Source organism: Mycoplasma bradburyae (assembly GCF_024339025.1).
GTDB classification, from domain to species: domain Bacteria; phylum Bacillota_I; class Bacilli_A; order Mycoplasmatales; family Mycoplasmoidaceae; genus Mycoplasmoides; species Mycoplasmoides bradburyae.
Genome location: NZ_CP101415.1, coordinates 309,223 through 329,031, shown reverse-complemented (window position 1 = coordinate 329,031; position 19,809 = coordinate 309,223). Strand labels below are relative to the sequence as shown.

Annotated in this window: 12 protein-coding genes and 1 pseudogene; 4 read left to right on the top strand and 9 right to left on the bottom strand. The window is 28.1% G+C overall.

Going from position 1 to position 19,809, the window contains the following annotated elements; translation table 4 throughout:
• Positions 1 to 4: 4 nt before the first annotated feature.
• The 3 genes from ffh (at position 5) to NMG77_RS01340 (ending at position 3,330) form a co-directional block, all read left to right on the top strand.
• On the top strand, positions 5 to 1,330 hold the full coding sequence (ffh, locus tag NMG77_RS01350) for a signal recognition particle protein (RefSeq protein ID WP_272456824.1): 1,326 nt from the start codon (positions 5 to 7) through the stop codon (positions 1,328 to 1,330).
• Between the two features lie 77 nt (positions 1,331 to 1,407).
• Positions 1,408 to 1,845 carry an Ohr family peroxiredoxin gene (locus NMG77_RS01345; protein WP_255045985.1) on the top strand — a complete coding sequence of 146 codons (438 nt, stop codon included), beginning with the start codon at positions 1,408 to 1,410 and terminating at the stop codon, positions 1,843 to 1,845.
• Positions 1,846 to 1,968: 123 nt separating this feature from the next.
• Complete coding sequence (locus NMG77_RS01340; protein ID WP_255045984.1) at positions 1,969 to 3,330, top strand: Sapep family Mn(2+)-dependent dipeptidase; 1,362 nt, start codon at positions 1,969 to 1,971, stop codon at positions 3,328 to 3,330.
• Positions 3,331 to 3,338: 8 nt separating this feature from the next.
• Here the strand turns inward: NMG77_RS01340 and NMG77_RS01335 are convergent.
• From NMG77_RS01335 to sufC, 8 genes and pseudogenes are all read right to left on the bottom strand, one after another.
• Positions 3,339 to 3,506, bottom strand: a pseudogene (locus NMG77_RS01335) (DnaJ domain-containing protein); the annotation flags it as partial.
• A gap of 836 nt (positions 3,507 to 4,342) precedes the next feature.
• Positions 4,343 to 5,332, bottom strand: a complete 990-nt coding sequence (locus tag NMG77_RS01330; protein ID WP_255045983.1) for an NAD(P)H-dependent glycerol-3-phosphate dehydrogenase — start codon at positions 5,330 to 5,332, stop codon at positions 4,343 to 4,345.
• Between the two features lie 50 nt (positions 5,333 to 5,382).
• Positions 5,383 to 6,483, bottom strand: a complete 1,101-nt coding sequence (locus NMG77_RS01325) for a DnaJ domain-containing protein (protein WP_255045982.1) — start codon at positions 6,481 to 6,483, stop codon at positions 5,383 to 5,385.
• Positions 6,484 to 6,527: 44 nt separating this feature from the next.
• Complete coding sequence (gene sufB, locus NMG77_RS01320) at positions 6,528 to 7,928, bottom strand: Fe-S cluster assembly protein SufB (RefSeq protein WP_255045981.1); 1,401 nt, start codon at positions 7,926 to 7,928, stop codon at positions 6,528 to 6,530.
• 4 nt (positions 7,929 to 7,932) lie between these two features.
• Entirely contained in the window at positions 7,933 to 8,367 is a 435-nt protein-coding gene (locus NMG77_RS01315) for an iron-sulfur cluster assembly scaffold protein (RefSeq protein WP_255034900.1), read from the bottom strand.
• Complete coding sequence (locus NMG77_RS01310) at positions 8,354 to 9,550, bottom strand: aminotransferase class V-fold PLP-dependent enzyme (protein WP_255045980.1); 1,197 nt, start codon at positions 9,548 to 9,550, stop codon at positions 8,354 to 8,356. The genes NMG77_RS01315 and NMG77_RS01310 overlap by 14 nt, the downstream gene beginning before the upstream one ends.
• Positions 9,531 to 10,169, bottom strand: a complete 639-nt coding sequence (locus NMG77_RS01305; RefSeq protein WP_255045979.1) for a SufD family Fe-S cluster assembly protein — start codon at positions 10,167 to 10,169, stop codon at positions 9,531 to 9,533. Before NMG77_RS01305 ends, NMG77_RS01310 begins: the two co-directional genes overlap by 20 nt.
• A 6-nt stretch (positions 10,170 to 10,175) precedes the next feature.
• Positions 10,176 to 10,979 (bottom strand): Fe-S cluster assembly ATPase SufC, encoded by an 804-nt coding sequence (gene sufC, locus NMG77_RS01300; RefSeq protein WP_255034897.1) that lies wholly within the window; start codon positions 10,977 to 10,979, stop codon positions 10,176 to 10,178.
• Positions 10,980 to 13,048: 2,069 nt separating this feature from the next.
• Here sufC and NMG77_RS01295 point away from each other — a divergent pair.
• Complete coding sequence (locus NMG77_RS01295; RefSeq protein WP_255045978.1) at positions 13,049 to 13,741, top strand: type II toxin-antitoxin system antitoxin SocA domain-containing protein; 693 nt, start codon at positions 13,049 to 13,051, stop codon at positions 13,739 to 13,741.
• Positions 13,742 to 14,419: 678 nt separating this feature from the next.
• Here NMG77_RS01295 and NMG77_RS01290 read toward each other — a convergent pair.
• The gene (locus tag NMG77_RS01290) at positions 14,420 to 19,795 is read right to left on the bottom strand and encodes a hypothetical protein (RefSeq protein WP_255045977.1); all 5,376 of its coding nucleotides are present in this window, start codon (positions 19,793 to 19,795) and stop codon (positions 14,420 to 14,422) included.
• Positions 19,796 to 19,809 lie beyond the last annotated feature (14 nt).

Sequence of the window (19,809 nt, the reverse complement as noted above, 5' to 3'; positions counted from 1 at the left end):
ATCAATGATTTCATCTATTGTCGCTAAATCTTTAAAGAAGCGATTAATAGCTCAAACAATAAAAGAAGAAGACCTAACAGAAGTCTTACGCGAGATCCGCATTGCACTATTAGATGCTGACGTTAATATTAACGTTGTTAAGACATTCATCAAATCAATTAAAGAAAAAACAATAGGACAATCAATTGATAAATCAACTGATGTTCAAGCTTATTTTTTAAAAATTATTAAAGATGAATTAGTTAATATCTTAGGTAAATCTAATCAACCATTAAGCATTGATAAGAAATTATCAAAGATTATGATGGTAGGTCTTCAAGGGGCTGGTAAAACTACTACTGTAGCTAAGTTAGCTAAATATATAAACAAACAAAAACAAAAGAATAGCTTATTAGTTGGATTAGACGTTTATCGTCCTGCCGCTATTGATCAATTAAATACTTTAGCCAATCAGATCAGCATGCCTTTTTATAATGAAGGTTTAAGTGATCCAGTTAAGACTGCTAAGAATTCGATTGATGTTGCTAAAGAAAAAAATTGTGACGTTATCATTTATGATACTGCTGGACGATTACAAACTAATGTTGAACTAATGAACGAATTAGTTAATATTCGTAATGCCGTTGATCCTGATGAAATTATCTTAGTAGTTGATGGATTATCTGGTCAAGAAATTATAAATATTGCTACTGAATTTAATAATTATTTAAAGCTAAGCGGGATTATTATTACCAAACTTGATAGTGACGCTAGAGCTGGTGCTGCTTTATCATTAACATCAATTCTTAATGTACCTATTAAGTTCTCAACTAGTGGCGAAAAATTAGATGCGATCGAATTATTCCATCCTGAAAGAATAGCTGATAGAATCCTTGGTTTTGGTGACGTAATGACTTTAGCTGAAAAAGCTACCGAAGTATTTGATGAAAAATCAACAATGAAAACATTTGAAAAAATGCTTTCAGGTCGTATGGATTTAGAGGATTTATTACAACAAACTCAATCTATATCTAAAATGGGTGGTTTAGGATCAATTATTAAAATGTTACCTGGTTTTGCTAATAAGATCAGCGATGAAAAAGTAGAAGAAGCGACTTCAAAAATAAGAATTTGAAAAATTTTAATGTCATCTATGACATTAAAAGAAAGAAGAAATCCTAAATTAATAATAAGAGAACCTTCAAGAAAAGCTAGAATCGTCAAAGGATCAGGTCGTAAGGTTGAAGAACTTAATAAGTTATTAAAAGACTGGCAAAACGCATCTAGTAAGATGGAAGAAATGGGTCGTATGATTAAATCAAATAAAAACCCTTTTGGATCACTTTTCTAAAGTATGCTTTAAAAAACTTTTTTTATAAGTATGCTTTATAATTTATCTATAAAAATTAATAACAAGGAAATAAAAATATGTTTAACAAGGTATATGAATCAACTGCTAAAGCTAAAGCTGGACGCGAAGGTTTAGTTCAAACAACTGACGGACAACTTTCTTTAAACCTAGGATTCCCTAAAGCTATGGGTGGTACTCACACTGATAGATACAACCCTGAACAATTATTTGCTGCTGGTTACGCTAGTTGTTATTCTCAAGCAGTTTTTGCTGTTGCTGGTAAATTAGGTCTTGATGTTAAAGAAGCTCCAGTTGAAGTAACTGTTGAATTACACAAACAAGATGAACCTATGGCTTTCGAACTTAGAGTTGGCATCTCTTTAACTGTTGATTTAGAAGAATCTAAAGCTAAAGAATTAATGACTATAGCTCACCAAACTTGTCCTTATTCTAAATTAGCTAAACCATCTCAAATTATTTGATTAAGAGTTAATGGTATCGACTTACCTCACTAATTCATTAAAATCATATAGTCTAATTAAACACATCATTTAGCGATGTGTTTTTTTATTTTCTTTTTAAACTTATTTAGTCATTTATGACTAAATTTATATAATTTAATAGTGATAAATAAAACAATGTTCAAAAAATACCCATTAACAGATAAAGAATTAAATTTAATTATTGAGGATATTAAAAATCTTTGCGCAATACCTTCTGTTTCATTTAAATCAAACGACCCTAAACTACCTTATGGAAAAGATCTTGATGATGCTTTAAACTATGTTTTAAATTTAGCTAAATCATTTGACTTTAGAATTTATAAAGATCAAAATAACCGTTATGGTTATTGCGAAATCGGTAATGGCTCTAAATTATTTGGCATCATGTGTCATCTTGATGTGGTATCTGAAGGTTTAGTTGAACAATGAAACACTTCAGCGTTTGAACCGATCATTAAAAACAATAGTATTATTGCTAGAGGAACTCTTGATGACAAAGGACCTAGTATTATCAGTTTATATGTAATGAAATACTTACTTGACCATAATTTAATTGATCCTAATTGAACAATAAGAATAATCTTTGGTCTTAGCGAAGAAACTGATATGGATAGCATGAAGCACTATATCAAAGAACATGGTCAGTTTGATTTCGGATTTACGCCAGATGGTCAATGACCAGTAATAAGCACTGAAAAACTAATCTACGATTTTAGTTTAATTTTCAATTCTGAAAATAAACTAATAATTAATGGAGGAAGTGTAATTAATCAAATTGCTGATTATTGCAAAATCTCAACAAGTGACAATAAAAAATTGATGGATTATCAAGATAATCACAACAAACAATTACTTAACGATGGTGTTGAATATATTGGTGTCGCTTCGCATGGTTCTCAACCAAACAAAGGAATTAATGCGATCGTTAATGCCTTGAAATCATACGGTAAGGTATTTGACGATAATCAGGATTTAATTAAGTATATTAATGATAATTACTTTGATAATCATTACGCTCTAAACACTGCGTTAAAAGGTTTTAATGATTTCTCTGGTGAAGTTACTGCTAACATCGGTACAATCTTTACTAAAGATGATATGATTTATGTTAATACGAATTTAAGAGTACCTGTAACTTATACTACTGATGATGTTAAGAATGGTATTATTAACTATCTAAAAGAAAATAAGATTAATGCTAAATTCGAATTAATAGATACTAAACCAACTAAAAACTTTGATTTGAATTCACCATTATTAAAACTAATGTTAGATTGTTATGAATTTACAACTAATAAAAAAGATCCTCAACCAAAGATAATTGGCGGAGGAACTTATGCTAAATTAGTTGATAACTGCGTAGCTTTTGGTCCAGCAGAAGATTCTGTATTAATGCACGCACCTAATGAATGCATCACGTTTGATGAAATTAAAGTATGTTATGAAGTTTATATCAATGCGATTATCAATTTAATTAAAACATTAAATCAAAACTAAAGCACAAACTCACTCAAAACTTCGTAAGCTTGATTAATCTTTTTAAACATTTCTTCAGCACCTGGATCTTTATTAAGGTCTGGGTGATATTTTTTTGCTAACTTACGATAAGCAGATTTGATCTGATCATTCGAATCGCTACGACTAAGTCCAAGCGTTTTGTAAGCTTCATCAATCTCGCTTTCATTATTATCATCAGCTAAACCACCACCGAAGTCAATGTTTTCTCAATCAACACTTTCATAATCAAAACCGAAATCAACTTTGAACGATTGGGTGTTGTTTTCCATCGCTTTTCTATATCATTCGTTCTCTTCTTGTTGACGACGTTTTTGTTCTTCTTTTTGTCTTCTTTTTTCTTCCTTAGCTTTCCTTTTAGCTTCTTTTTTATCAGCCGTTTTCTTTATAAAGTTCTCAATCTCAACTTCAGCTGTTCTTTCAACTTCTTTAGGATCGATTACACTATCTGAAAATAAGCGTTCTCTTCCATCAGTAAATGATGATACGTGTTGATTATTAATCGGTGTCGCATCATAACTAATAAATGGATCATTATAAATCGAATCATTAAATAAAGGACCTTCATAAGGTTCTGAATTATATGATCCGTTTTTATTCGCATAATCCTGATTTTGATAAAATTCAGGATTATCATAAAATGCTTGAGCGTGTTGTTGGTAAAATTCTTTTTGACGTTCAGGATTAAAACTAGAAGATTCATCACTTGATGATGAACTATATTGATTTTGTTGATTAACTGAATCATTATAGTTTTGATAAAAACTATTGTTTATCTCATTAATCGCTTCATAATCATTAAGATAAATCTCCTTGGTATTAGATAACTTAATATCTTTTATTGCGTTTTGATAATACTCATATAATTCAATCGTTTTATCAGAGATCATCACTGTACTTTCGCTCTCTGCTTTAGATTGTTCGTAATCATCAAAATAAGGAATAACTGCGGTTAAATTAACTTCTAGTTTCTTTTTGTCGTCCATAATAAGTATTAATTAATCAATTTTTTCATCAAAATAGATTCATCCAAATCTTCGTATAATATTTGATAAATCGTTGTAAGTAACTTTAATTCCAAGTTATTAGCTTTAATCAATTCGTACATTGTTTTAGCAGCTACGTAACCTTCTACAGTATTGTTATTTTTAGATAAAGCATTTTTTATCCCATATTTAGCGATTAGATTACCAAAACTAAAGTTTCTTGATTGTGGATTAGTACAAGTTAAAATGAAATCACCAATTCCACTTAATTGATTACAATCTTTAGGATTGTAGTTATCTTTAGCTAAACCTTGGTACATGCTATCCATTTCGTTAAATAGTTTAGTTAAAAAAGCGCATCTTGTGTTAGCTGATTGACTTTGTTCGAAAATAATTCCTGTACCTATCGCACAAACATTTTTAATCGCAGCAAATAGTTGAGCAGATAATTCATTTTGATAAGGAATTAATTCAAAAGTGTCGTTGTTAAATAACTCGCAAACATCTTTGCAAGCATTAATATCGCTTGATACAGCGTTAATTACTGTTGGATGGTTGTTAAATACTTCGATCGCAAATGAAGGACCTAGTAATGAAGTTAATGACAATAGGTTTTTCTCGAATAACTTTCTAATTACATCAGATCAAAATTGCTTAGTATTAGAATCAATCCCTTTTGCTACATTAATTAAATTAATCTTACGATCTTTTAAAACATTAGCAAGTTTATCTAAAACATCTCCAAAGAATTTAGAAGGAATCGCTAATAAAACAAATTCGCAATCACTTACAACTTCTTCTAAATCAGTTGAAGCTAAATCTGGAGCTTTATATAACTTTTTATGACCAAAATATCTAGTATTATAACCATTATTTAGATCTTTGATCTCATCTAAATCAATCCCCCACATTTTTACAGTATGGTTATTTTTTAATAAAACATTTGCTAGAGCAGTGCCTCATGCCCCTGTTCCCAAGATCGCAACTTTTCTTTTCATAAAACCTTATTACCGTTTGATTACTTTATATTAACAATTTATAAAGATTATTACGAATTATTTATTCGATTCATGTATATTTTTTGGTTTTCAATTGCTTTTTTAGTTACATAAGCAGCATAAAAAACACTAAAGAATAATAAGGAAGTTATTATTCACATCATATTAACTTTCTTGAATTCTGGATTCTTAACACTAAAGTCTCATGATAAATACATATTAAAGAAACTTAATAAAGTTGTTATTCCAAATAAAACTGATACGAATGGATATCAAATCGAACTTAGTATTGGATATACATCAGCAAGAACTGAGTTTTTTTGCAAGAAAGTTAAGATTAAACTAATCATAATACAGATTAGCATTAAATAACTTAACCCTAATTGAATATTGGTAGTTCTTTTGATGATACGAAGGCCACCCTTGATTGTTTTAGTGAATAAAGAATCAGGGTCGTGAATTTGCTTATTTTTTTCTTCTTGAGGCTTATCTTCTGTTTCTAATCGTTCTTGTGTTGATTCTTTTTCTGTTTTTTGTTTAGATTGTTTCTCTTCCTTAATTACTGGTGGAGCAACTTTTTTCTTAACGTTTGTTGGTTCTGGGTTTTTAGCCAATCAAACTTCAAAACTCATAACAGAAGGATTAGTCTGTTTTAAATAAAGATTATACCTAGCCCTTTTATTTGGATCGCTTAATACTTCATAAGCCGCTTCAATTTTACGAAGAGTTTCAGCCGAAAAATTATTTCTTGAAAACACACTTGAGTGTTGCAATCTTACCATTTTGTACTGAATTGTAATCTTATCGATTGAATCGGTTTCAGATACATTAAGGATTTGGTAATAATTTTGATTATTACGGCTTACATTAGTACTAGTTGAATTGCGTTGTTGAAAAAAAGATGCAGCAGATGTTGTTGTTTGACGTCTTTGTTTAAGTCGACGATCAAAATCAAATCTAGAAGTTTCAGTTCCTAGAATAGTATATGCTCTATTGATCTCTTTGAATTTAGCTTCAGCATCAGGCGATTTATTAACGTCTGGGTGGTATTCACGTGCTAGACGTCTAAATGCTCTTTTGATATCTTCTTTAGAAGCAGTTTCAGCTACACCTAATACTTCATAATAATTTGGCTCAATAAAAGGTCGCATAAGCTAAATATTAATTAACACTATATCTTATTAATTATAAACTATTAACCTACACTTCCTTCCATATCCATAGTAATTAATCGATTAAGCTCAATCGCATATTCCATTGGAAGTTCTTTGGTGAAAGGTTCAATAAAACCTAACACAATTAAGTTTTCGGCTACTTCTTTAGATATTCCTTTAGACATCATATAGAACAATTGTTCTTCGCTAATATTAGATACTTTAGCTTCATGTTCTAAAGTAGAATACTTATTCTTAATAATCTCAGTTGGTAGAGTGTCAGTTCTGGAGATATTATCCATTAGCAAGGTATCACATTCTACTTTAGAGCTAGAATAATGAGCATTTTTATCAATTTTAACAAAACCACGATAACAAGTATCTCCTCCGTTGAATGAAACTGATTTTGATACTATTCTAGATTTTGTATGTGGAGCTAAATGAATCATTTTAGCTCCTGCGTCTTGAATAATTCCTTTATTCGCTACTGCTATTGAGATGCAATCACTAGAAGCATATTCACCCGCAAGAATTGATGACGGGTACTTCATATTGATTCTTGCTCCAATATTCCCATCAATTCAAGACATCTTAGCATTTTCATAAACAATTGAACGTTTAGTAACTAAGTTTAGAACATTATCAGATCAATTTTGAATCGTTGTATATCGACCAACTGAGTTTTTGTGCAAGAAAACTTCAACAACAGCACAATGTAAGTTATCTTCAGAATATACAGGAGCAGTACATCCTTCAACATAGTGACATTTAGCACCTTCTTCTAGAATGATAATTGTTCTTTCAAATTGACCAACGTTTTTTCCATTGATTCTAAAATAAGCTTGCAGTGGTTTTCTAATCTCAACACCTTTGGGTACATATACAAATGAACCACCAGATCAAAAAGCTGTGTTTAAAGCTGCGAATTTGTTATCATCTGCAGGGACAATTGATCCAAAGTATTTTTTAACTAATTCAGGATATTTTTGAACTGCTGTATCAGTATCAGTAAAAATAACTCCGTTCTCTTCCAATTCTTTAGCGATATTGTTATATACAGCTTGAGAATCATATTGAGTTGATACACCATTTAGGAATTTCGCTTCAGCTTCCATAATACCTAATTTTTTAAAAGTATCTTTAATCTTTTTAGGTACGTTTTCTCAATCTGTTTGCGGATTATCAATCGCTTTAGAATACATTATGGCATTATCATAATTAATAAATGATAGATCAGGACCAAAACTAGGATTAGGCATTTTAATAAACTTATCAAATGCATCTAATCTAATTTTTAGCATTCATTCTGGTTCATTTTTTAATTTAGAGATCTTTTTAACTATTTCTCTAGAAATTCCTTTATTAGTTTCAAAGATAGCTGTATCTTTATCATAAAATCCATATTGATATTTTTTATTTAAGATTTTTTTTGAAATAGCCATTGATTTACTCCTTATTTAAATAATCAATTAATGCTTTTGCATTAATTGTTGCACATATTGTTCTATTTGATTGCATGTTAACTGAAGAAAAAACTTCAAATTCTTCGGCTAATATTGCATTTTTTTGATCATTAAAAATGAATTCTAAATAAGCATTTAATAATTCTTTAGCTTCATTAATATTCTTGTTAACTAAATATTTAGATAAACAATCAAAAGTGGTTTGGGAAATAATACAACCACTACCACTAAACTTAAGATCAACTATTACGTTATCTTTAATTAATAGATAAATATCAAATTGATCTGTGCAACTATCTGATTTAGTTTGTATTGTTTGATATTGATCGTTGTTAATAGGTGTTTTTAGGTAATTTATTGGGTTTTGGTAATAATCTATTATTACTTGTCTTCTTATCAATGGGTTAGAATAGTTCATTTAAAACATCCTTTAATTCAAAGTCTTTGATAACTTCAAAGAAATAGTCAATTTCTTCTTTTGTATTATATACCGATAACGAAACTCTAACATAACCATCTTTTTGATAATTCTTTAATAAATGAACACAAGATACACCAGCTCTTGTGACAATCTTCTTAGTTGAAAGATACCAAGCAAGATCCTGTGAATGAATGTTAGGTATCTGAACTAAGAAAATTGGAAAACTACAATCTTTATTGATAAGAATTAGTTTATCTTGTTCTTTAACTTTTTTCTTGAAGTAATTAACTAATTCTTGTTCGTAATCATACCAACCATTTTCATGAATATCATTAATAAAATCTAATGATTTAGATCAAGCATAGATTGATGCGATATTATTAGTTCCAGCTTCGTATTTAAGTGGGTTGTCTTTGAATGAGATTGTTTTATTATTGATATTAAAATCATAATACATATCCCCGCCATATTTAAGTGGTTTTAATGTTTTTTGTAACGCTTTTTTGATGTATCCAATTCCTAAACCAGTTGGCCCAAAAATTTTATGAGCTGAAAAGCATAATCCATCAATATCTTCGGTAATTTCAATCTTTTTATGCGCAGCTAATTGTGTTGCATCAATAAAAACTAAACAATCTTTATTTTTAGTTTTTATTGTTTTTGCATAATTTAGATAATCAACTTCATAACCAAAAACATTTGATAACGCAGAAAAAGAAACAACCTTAGTTTTATTATTAACTTTATCTTTAATTTCATCTAAAGATTTAACTAAAACTAAGTTAAGATTGTTTCTTTTAGCTAATTCTATTCAATTAACTAGATTACTTGCGTGTTCTAATTCATTAACTATGATTTCATCACCAGATTTAAGATAAGAACTTAAACCAAAACTAAATAAATTCAATATTTCTGTAGCCGAACTATTGAAAATTATTTCATTGGCATTAACACCTAAATATTTAGCTGTTTTTTCTCTAGTCTCATTAATTATTACGTTTAATTTATTAGATATATCCGTATCTTTATTATGCGGATTTAGCGATCAATTTTGATAATAATCAGATATTGAATTTATTACGACATCAGGCTTTAGACTTGTTGCTGAATTGTCAAAATAAATTCAATCTTTATTATTTTTTAATCAACTAAATTGCTCTCTAATTAATTGAACTTTCATAATTAACTTTTAAGAATAAATCTTCAATCTGCTTAATTATTTCTTTTCTCTTTTCTTCTTCATCTATTATTCCGATTGTTTTAATGAAGTAACCCATCAAGATTAGTTTGATAGCCTCTGATTTAGGAACACCTTTAGACATTAAATAAAACAAGTGACCTTGATTTAATCTACCCACAGCCATAGCGTGTTTAGCTTTAACATTATTATCATCAATGATCAATTGCGGTTCACCTTTAACAGTTGCATCATCACTTAATAATACACCTCTGATTTCTTGAATCGTATCATTGTGATAGGTGTTGTTTTTTATAACGCTAGTTATTGTTGAAGACACACTCGAAGAATCAGTCGCTACAACATAGTTTTGATAAACGCTTTTTGCGTTGTTTGATAAATGGTTTAATTTAATGTTATATTTCTTATTATTTTCATTGATACCAAATGTAGAAATAATAACTTTTGCCGAAGAATTCTCATTTAAGTCAACATTTATATTTAAATTAGAATGGCTATTATTTATATCCAAAAAATGAATAAAGCTATCGACATTTTTAGGTATCTGATAATTAAATTCCGAACTATTAGAATCGACTAAAACAAAATATTTTTTATCCATAATTCATTATTTACCTAATGGATCGATTAGATCAAAATCTTGATTTTTGTTTTCTTTAAAGTCAATATTGAATTCTTTTCTAATTCAATCATAACCTTCTTTGTCGATTCTTTTAGCTAAACTAGCATCGCCTTGAGTAATTATTGTTCCATTTACAACAACAAATACTTTTGTAGGTTTAATTAATTTAAACATTCTTTCATAGTGAGAAACTATGATTAGTGATTTAGTTTTATCTTTAATTCATTCTTGAAGTTCTTTAGTAATTATTTTTAAAGCATCAACATCTAATCCAGAATCGATTTCATCAAGCATAGCAAAATCTGGATTAATAGTCTTTAAAAGAAGGATTTCATTCTTCTTCTTTTCACCGCCACTAAAACCTTCATTAATAGAACGATTTAAAAGTTCAAAATTCATTTTAAGTTTTTTAGTGTTAGATTGAACTATTTTATAAAACTCCGGTAAATCAATAGGTTTTTCTCTTCTAGCATTTATCGCTGAACGAATAAATTCAACTAATGAAACACCAGGAATTTCTTCAGGAGATTGACTAGCTAAATATAAACCTAATCTAGCTCTTTCATCTACTTCCATTTTGTTAAGAACTTGATCTTTGAAAACAATTTTACCTCTTACTATTTTTGAATCATAATGACCCATAATAGTTTTTAATAAAGTAGATTTTCCATGTCCATTAGGACCCATGATTGCTACAACATCACCCGCTTTAATAGATGCTGTTATATTGGTCAATATTCTTTTTTCACCTATATTAACACTTAAATTGCTTAGTAATAATTCTGACATACACTAAATATTAAAATATTCTATTTTAAATATTTGATTATTACTTAATATAAGCTTGTTTTAGGTAGTTTCAAGAGTTTAATAAATCAATAAAATTTAGGTTATTAAGTCTTAAGTTATATAAATCTATAGATTTTTATTCGTAAAAATCATTTTATTATTTAACTATATTTAACACTTATTTTTCGATAGTATTTAGTTTATATATGAACTAAATAAATATATTAGATAACTAGTTTTAAGTTTGCATGATTAGAAGCAATAATCAAGGATTACCTTTAATATTTTTTTAGATAAGTTGTAACTATGAGTAATAAATAACTTTATAAAAAAAATCAGGACACAATGCGCAATGATAGCTAAATTTATGAAACATTTTAAAGAATTTCTAATCATCAGGAAATACTGGAGAATCTTATACACCTAGATCATTAACCGATTTTATTTTTAAGCAGTAGATCCTAAAACAACTGATTGAATTTCAGATTTTGTATATGAACAGGTGGTTCTTTAATTTCATGTATATAAATGTTTATTACTTAGAATTAAACTAGTTAAAGATCATGGAATGTTTAAAAGAAATTTATTTGGTATAGAGAAAAAACCTTTACCTTATCTTTTAGCTATAACTAGTCTATTGATTCACGATGTTTATTCCCTAAACATAATAAATGGTAATAGTTCATAAGAAAATCTTTAAATTAGGTTGAAGAAGAAAAGTTCAACGCAATCTTAATAAATCCTTTCATCTTATACCGGAACACAACTAATGTATTCTTCTTTAATAAGACTAAAAGAACTAAAGATGATTGAGTTTATCGTTTAGATATGCCTAAAGGTTATAAAAACTTTTTAAAACAAAACTAATGTTATTAGAAAATTAAACTTGGTTGAAGAATGGTCAAATAACAGAGAAGAGGTTACTGACGAAAAGGTTGTAAAGATGAAAAATATAATGTTGAAGAATTAACTGAACTTAACTATAATTAGGATCTTTGTGGTTTCTTGCATAATGAAAAGAAATCATAGAACCTAAAAAAATTAATTAATAAATATCTAAAAGAAAAAATTAGTAAAAAAATTGATGACATTTTATATGAAATTAATAATTTTTTTAACAGAAGAAAAAGATAAAAATAATTACTGGTGATCAACTTAAAAAATCTATTCTTCAATACGCCGTTGAAGGTACATTCCTACTGTAATTAAAATGTACTAACTAGTCATTAAATCACTAAATAAAATTAGATAAGAAAATATAAAATAATTTTGAAAAAACACGGTAAAAAATTAACAAAATTATAGTTTTATTTATGGAAAAATTGTTGGTTTTTTTGAATAATAAATGGACAAAAACATGCGATGATAATAAACTATCATTTATCATTTCTGATAGTTGAGAATGAGTTAAATTAGAACAATTTTAAGTATTTATAGAGAAAATAATATAAACATAAAAAAGCTAAATATAAAGGCCATATAAATGGCTATAACTATATAACGACAAAAGAGCAGGTTTCGATAATTCTATAAACTAAAAAAGGTCGCAAAAATACAATTTAATAACAACTTTAAAATAGCTAATACTAATTCTTCATTATTATGTATTGAATTCGGAAACGCAGGAAGAAAAACAGGTTATTTAACAGAGGATGTTTCCTTGTTAATAAATTAACTTGTTTTAAACCAAAGAAGATAAATAGTAAATATTTATTTTATTACTTATCATCACCTGTAATGAACAATAAATTTCATTCAAAGAAATCAAGTATGATAGGCAGTCTTTCAATAAACTCTATTAAATTAATTTTAATTCCAATTCTCCATTTAAAGAACAAGAAATAATGGTTTTTATAATTCAATCTCCACCAAAAAAGATCAATGTTATTTAAAAAAATATAAGATATTTCAATAATTTTATAGCGTATATTATTTTTAATTTATTAAAAATAATAATTATGTTAATTATTTTGTAAATGATTAATTTAAGAAAGTTTTGATAAATCGGTTATTAATATTCTGATAACTTAAAGTGTTACAAATCTTAATTGATATAATAAATATTTATTATGAGCATTTTCTTTGATACAAATGATTGGCAAAAAGCATTATCTGGTTGATGATTAAAAAGAAATGAATATTCTAGTTTGAAACTAAATAAATTTTTATTTCTGTATGAAGCAACTATTAATAGCTTAGGTGAAAAAACTAATTTTTCTAATTTATTAGGTTTTAAAAATGGTCCAGTATATGAATACATTTGGAACGAATTACAAGATGTAAGAAAGAGAATTGTTAAAATTAAAGATTTTCAAAATGATTGTGAAAATGTATATAATAACCATATAAATGATGTAAATGAAGAGGTTGCGGAGAGAATATCATTTATCGTTAAATCATTAACAGGAAATGAATTATCAGAAATTACTCATGAATTTAATATTCGAAAAAATAAAGAGAAAGAGATATTGAATAATCCATTTTTAAAATTATCAAAAAATGATTTTAATGATAATGACAAAAAACTGATTAAAGAATTATATGATTTGTACCCCTTAGAATTAGTAAAAAAATCAATGATAATTAATTTTAATAAATCTGAATTTTACTTTATTTTTCCTAGAGATAAATACAATGAAATGTTTGTATCTGGAGAACTTCATGATTTAGAAAATAAACTAAAAGAAATTAAATATAACAAGAAAGTTCATAATCCTATTTTTGTTGATATTGACGAAGAAGGGGATATAATTTTTGATTAATTTAAGGATGTAATAACAATAAAAATACCTTATACAGATCTACTTATACAGATCTAAAAAAATGATTTAGCACTTACCTCCCATATCTATATTTGCATCAAAAGAAATATCAATAATCCTTATTTTGTTCAATGTCAAAGAGTTAAACTATATATGAAAAAGTCGAATTACAAGGATATTCAGAATTTTATAGACGAAGAACCAAATATACAAAAAAACCTTCTAAATCTAAAACTAGAATTAACTACGATAAATTATTTTTTACAAAACCATCTAGGTATGATAATGTGTTAAAAACTAATCCTGAAATATCAAATGAATTGTACGAATTAATAATGGATAAGTTGAATAATAATCAGAACGATATTGAAGAAATTCATTTGGATGAAGAAAAATTATGAGAGATTAATAAAAAGATTTACTGCATTGAAAAAAATTAGTACTATTTATACGATAAGACTTATTTATTAACAAGATAAATAAACTAATTTAATCTACGGTTTACTTAATTAATATTATCAACCAATAAACCTTAATATTTCTTCAATAAGTTATAGCATTCTACAACTTTGTAGATTAATTAGGTTCAATAAAACAAAATAATGCAACACATAAAGTGTTGCATTATTTTTTCTTTTTATGAAATACCTCTAAAACTAAAGTATATATTTTTTATAGTTATCTAGTCATTCTTTTCTTTCTTCTACTAAAGAAGTAAGCAATAGCACCAATTATACCTACCGCTCCAACTGTAGGAATTGTAGCAGCTAGAATAGTTGTTAAATTTGATTTATTGTTAGTTTCTGGTTTGTCATCTATAGTTGTATTACCTTTTAATACAAATGAATAACTCTTTTCAACTGCTTTGTTTGTTTCTTCATCTACAATCAAATATTTGATTGTAATTGTTTTATCTTCAGTTGAATCATTAACAATCTCAGTAGGTTCAGTGTATAACGGACTATCAACTGTTGGAGTTTGATCACCAATTGAATAATAAATTTTGTAATTCTTAGGTTTATTAATAAGAATAGTTGCTTTATTAGTATTCTCAGGATCTGGAACAACAACATTTAATTCAACATCTTTTTTAGACTTGTCAAATTGTGGAACTAATCGTTCAGCTGTTACATTTAATGAAACATCGTTTTGATCAATCTTATCATTTAAAATAATATGACCATTAATTGATAAGTTCTTGAATTTTTGACCATCAACTTCTTTGTCGCTAGAAGTTATATTATTTAAATCTCAATTAACTGGAAGATTTATAGAACCTGCTGAATCAGTTCATACTTTAAGCTCATTAGGTAACTTAAGATCACTGTTATTCATATCACAATCAGGTTTAACAACCATGACATCAATTCAACTAATTCCAGTTAATTTTGGTTTATTATTTACAGGACGGTTAGTTGTTTCATTGTTTCTTGATTCATTTGAATCAACTGAATTATCAGAACTATTAGAACTTGTAGAACTATCGGAATTGTTTGAATCTACTGAATTATCATAATTATTAGATCATGAATTATCATTCGAATTTTCATTACTATTAGAGTATGTGTTAGTATATTCTCAGCTATCAGAGTCGTCATCATTTTCATCCACATATCCTTGTGGTTTTTCGCTAGCAGGTTTAATTGTGTAATCTGTAAAACTCTTACTAGAATCTAAAACATATCAAGGTGTTTCTAAATCTTTAGAATCATTAATATATGCTCTTGCTGTATACACCCCTGAACTTTGTTCATTGCCGTTATCAACATATAACCTTAAATCATCAGTACCTACTAGATTATTAGGTCTTGCTTTAACTTTCTTATTATCGTTTTCATAACGAACTTTGTTGTTCTTTCATTCTACACTTAATTCTTTTTTATAAACAATTAAATTATCAAAAAGAACTACTGACTTATTACCGCTTGAAGTATAAACTATTCTTATATATTGACCAGCTCCATCATAACCTTTTTTAAATGCAGTAATTATCTTACCAGCAGTGTTATAAGTTAAAACCGCTTTACCGTCAATTACATCAGCTTCACAAATAAAAGTAGAGTCACGGAACATTCTAACTTTACCATTTGTTGCATTTTGATGAGTCTTATCATTTTTTACTATTACTGATACAGAAACATCTTGACCATAAACAACATGATCATTTTTATGTTCTAAAGAGATTGAATATGTTGCATTTTTATTATCATCTGTAGAATCAGTAGAATAAGTAGCGCTTGTTTCAGGTGATTCATAATATGAATCATTACCTAAGAATTTAGCTTTAAAAACATAATTCGTATCAGGGCTAAGGTTATCAAAATTAGGTGAATCTTGTCAAGAACCGTTATTTACTTTATATTGAACTTTAGTACCGTTAGGACTAGTAATTTGATTTAAGTGAATACTTGTTTTAGAAACAGATGATAATGTTATTCTTAAAAGTTGATTTTGAGTAGCTTTACTTATAGTCGGAGTAATGGTAGCTGATATTACACCAAGTTCTTTATCATGGTTATTAGGCACAAATATAGCTTTATATTGTTTAGAGCCACCTACAGACGGTTTTTCATGTAATGTTGTTAGATCTTGATTGGCATCTCATTGTCATTTTCCTTGAACTATTGATCCATTATTTTTAACTAAACCACCTGATATAAATATATCTTTTAATTCAGTTCCATAAGATGCTGATGCTGTAGGATTCGCTTCAATATTAAGAGTATTAGAACCGCTAGATGGACTAAATAAAGTTACTCTTTTACCTTCACTAACTTTACTATCAAAATATTTGTCATTTCCTCCGTATTTCATATAAACAGTATATTGTTGTCCGGGATTTAAATCAGCAAATAGTGATGAAGGTTGTCATTTAGTTCCATCTAACGAATATAATGTTTCTGTCCCATTTTTACTTAGATAATCATTTACCTTAATACTATTTTTTGTAAAATATTCAATATCTATAAATGCACTACCAATTTGCTTAGCTTTCTGAATATTTACACTAACATCAGTTACTAGATCCTTATAAACACCTGTTTTCTTAGGAATAAAAATAGCCTTGTATGTTTTCTTACTTGAAGGAGTTGGTTTTTCTAAGAAATCTTCAACAACTCATTTTCAGTTACCTTCAACGACGTTATTTTGCGCATCTTTTACTGTGCCATTTGAAGTAATTGCTAAATCTGAAAATGAAACACCGTAATCACTTTTAGCACTTAAACTACCATCGAAATAAAGTTGTTTTAATCCATTCTTATTAACACTTAAAAGTCAATCAGTAGATTGAGTTTTACTACCATCATTTGATACGTATTTAATTGTTAAATTATGATCGCCATAGCCTAAATAACTAGATCGGTCAAATAAGATTTCAGCTTTACCTTCAACATCTAATGGTTGTTCTTTTAAAACATTTCCTTTATATAAGATTTGAATCTTACCAGTAGTTAAAGGAGTATCATTTTGACTAATTTGGAATTTATAAGTATATGATTCACCCATTAAAATTGATTTTTCTTTAGGAGAACCTTCAATAACGATTGCTTGACTATCTTTGTTGATTGTATATGTCTTTTGTCAGTATTCATCCGGAATACCACTAGCTAATCGGTAATATTTTGCTTTTTCACCGCCAATTCCTGCGATGTAAGCAGTGTATTTACCAGCTTTTTGGTTTCTAGCATTATTAACCTTGATAAACACCTTACCTTCGTCATTGTTATAAATAGAACTACTTGTTATTTCAGCTTTAACATATTTACCATCTCCTTCTTTTCGGATTTGATAATCTTGTCAAATAATTTCATTGTTTTCAATGATTGCTGGAGAAAATGTAATATTAATATTTTTTCTAATGATCTTAGCATTATCTTTTCATACTAATTCAAATTCATTATCACCAAGCTTCATATCTAATTTTTGACCAATAGGACTGATAACAAAAACAGCTTCATTATCATCTCAATATGGAGCTATTTCACGTCCTTTAAAAATTAGTTTAACATCTTGATCATTTTGTTTATCGCCATTTTTATATAGACTTATACGATATTGACCGGATGATCCATATGTTATTGCGTTAGTATCATTTTTAACAACAATTTCATAATCATCTTCTCTTGCTTGAATATGACCATCAGTTGTTATTTGGTATTTAGAATTATCGCTTGTAAATAAACTTGGAAGACTAATACTACCAGTAGTAGTTTTATCAACAAAAAGTCCTGTTCCCTGTTTAATATAATGAACACCGATTTTGTTAGAAGCAGTTATTGCAGAAGCGTTGTTTTTATATTTAATCTTTGATATAGCACTATCATCGTTTTTAAACTTTTTGTATTCTAGTGCTATATTACTTGTTGTTTTTCTTGTTTTGTCTTGGTTGTTGCTAATATTTACATTACCAGAAATAGTAATAGAATTTAAAGCATCCTTGATAGCTCCCCCATAAGCATGTTCACCTCGAACACTATTATTAGTAATATTTCCGCCAGCTAATTCGATAAACGCACCATGTCTAAGAGCAGCTATAGCTCCTCCACCTCCGTCTTGGTTACCAACATCATAATTAACACTGTTATTTGATATTTCGCCACCAGCTAAAATAAATTTAGCATTAGCATTAACTGCTACAGCTCCACCAACATAATCAGAACTGTTATTCTTCAATTCACCGGATTTAACTTTAGCAGTTCCTTTTTCAACATAGATAGCACCGCCACGACCATAATTACTAGAAACTGATCGGTTATTATTAATCTTAGCTCCATCTATTAATAAAGAACCACCTTTACTATTCATATAAATAGCACCACCGTTTCTACCGCTATTATTTGAATAAGTACCGTTTTTAATTAGAACTTTATTATTATTCCCAGATATTTCGATAGCACCACTTGATAAAATCATTCCGTTTCCATCAAAGATACCTTCGTTTGAATTGTTACTACTGTTACCAACAAAACTAATGTTGTGATTGTCGCCTTTAACCCTAAATACTGGACCTCCTCTAAATCCCGTAATTTTATGGCCATTGTATAGAATAGTTACATCTTTATTTATTTCAATAGTACTATCAACATTAATGTTGGCAGATAGTTTAATTTTTGTTACACCACTCGATAGAGCTGATTTAATTTGTTCTTGAGAACTTACAGTAGTTTCTTGACTTGAATAACTTTCAGTAGGTTCATTATAAGTAGGTTCAATAATGCTTTTAGTTTTATTTCTAACCATTTCTTCTCAAGAATCATTATTAACCTTTAAGATGGTGAAATTAGCTAAACTATCATATTGGCCAGAACCATTAATAACGGTTGGTTTACCATCTATGTAATAAACTTTTTTGTAATATATCGCTGAATGTCTAAACACATCATTATCATTACTGTTTGTAATATAAACACCATCAACATATCCTTGATCATCAAATGAAGCACCAAATATAGTGAATGCATGATTAGCAAAAGCGATGCCGATAGCTCCACCATTTTCTATAATGTAGTTAATAGAATCATTAAATAATTTTGTATTACTAACAACTGTTTCAGCATAATCATTTACATTTAAATTAAGCGACTTTAAATATGCTCCTGTGTTAGGATATTGATCTTGTCAACCATTAAAAAATCAACTTAACGCTCATATTTGTCTACCACCATAAGGTTTACTATTTTTGAATGTATCCTTCATTTCGCTAAATAAATGAGAATCATAACCTTTTCTACCTCCACTATTTATAAAACCTGTTGGTAAGGTTAAATTGTAATCATCTAAATATTCTCTATTTTGCAACATTCAGTATTCCAACATATTAGAACCTGAAGCCGCTCAACAAAGTGGTAATTCACCTTGGAATACATCATAAAAACCATAGTATGGTTCTCAGTTAATCTCTTTAGTTTCACTTCAAACGTGTGAATCAGCTTCTTCTGGAGGAACTATCCCTCTCGCTCATTTTGTTGAATTCTTGTACTTAGGATTATTTCCGCCTGTATTAAGATCTTTAATTATTCATCTAGCATAAATTGTTGTATCTGTATCAGGCATAGTGAAACTAGCAT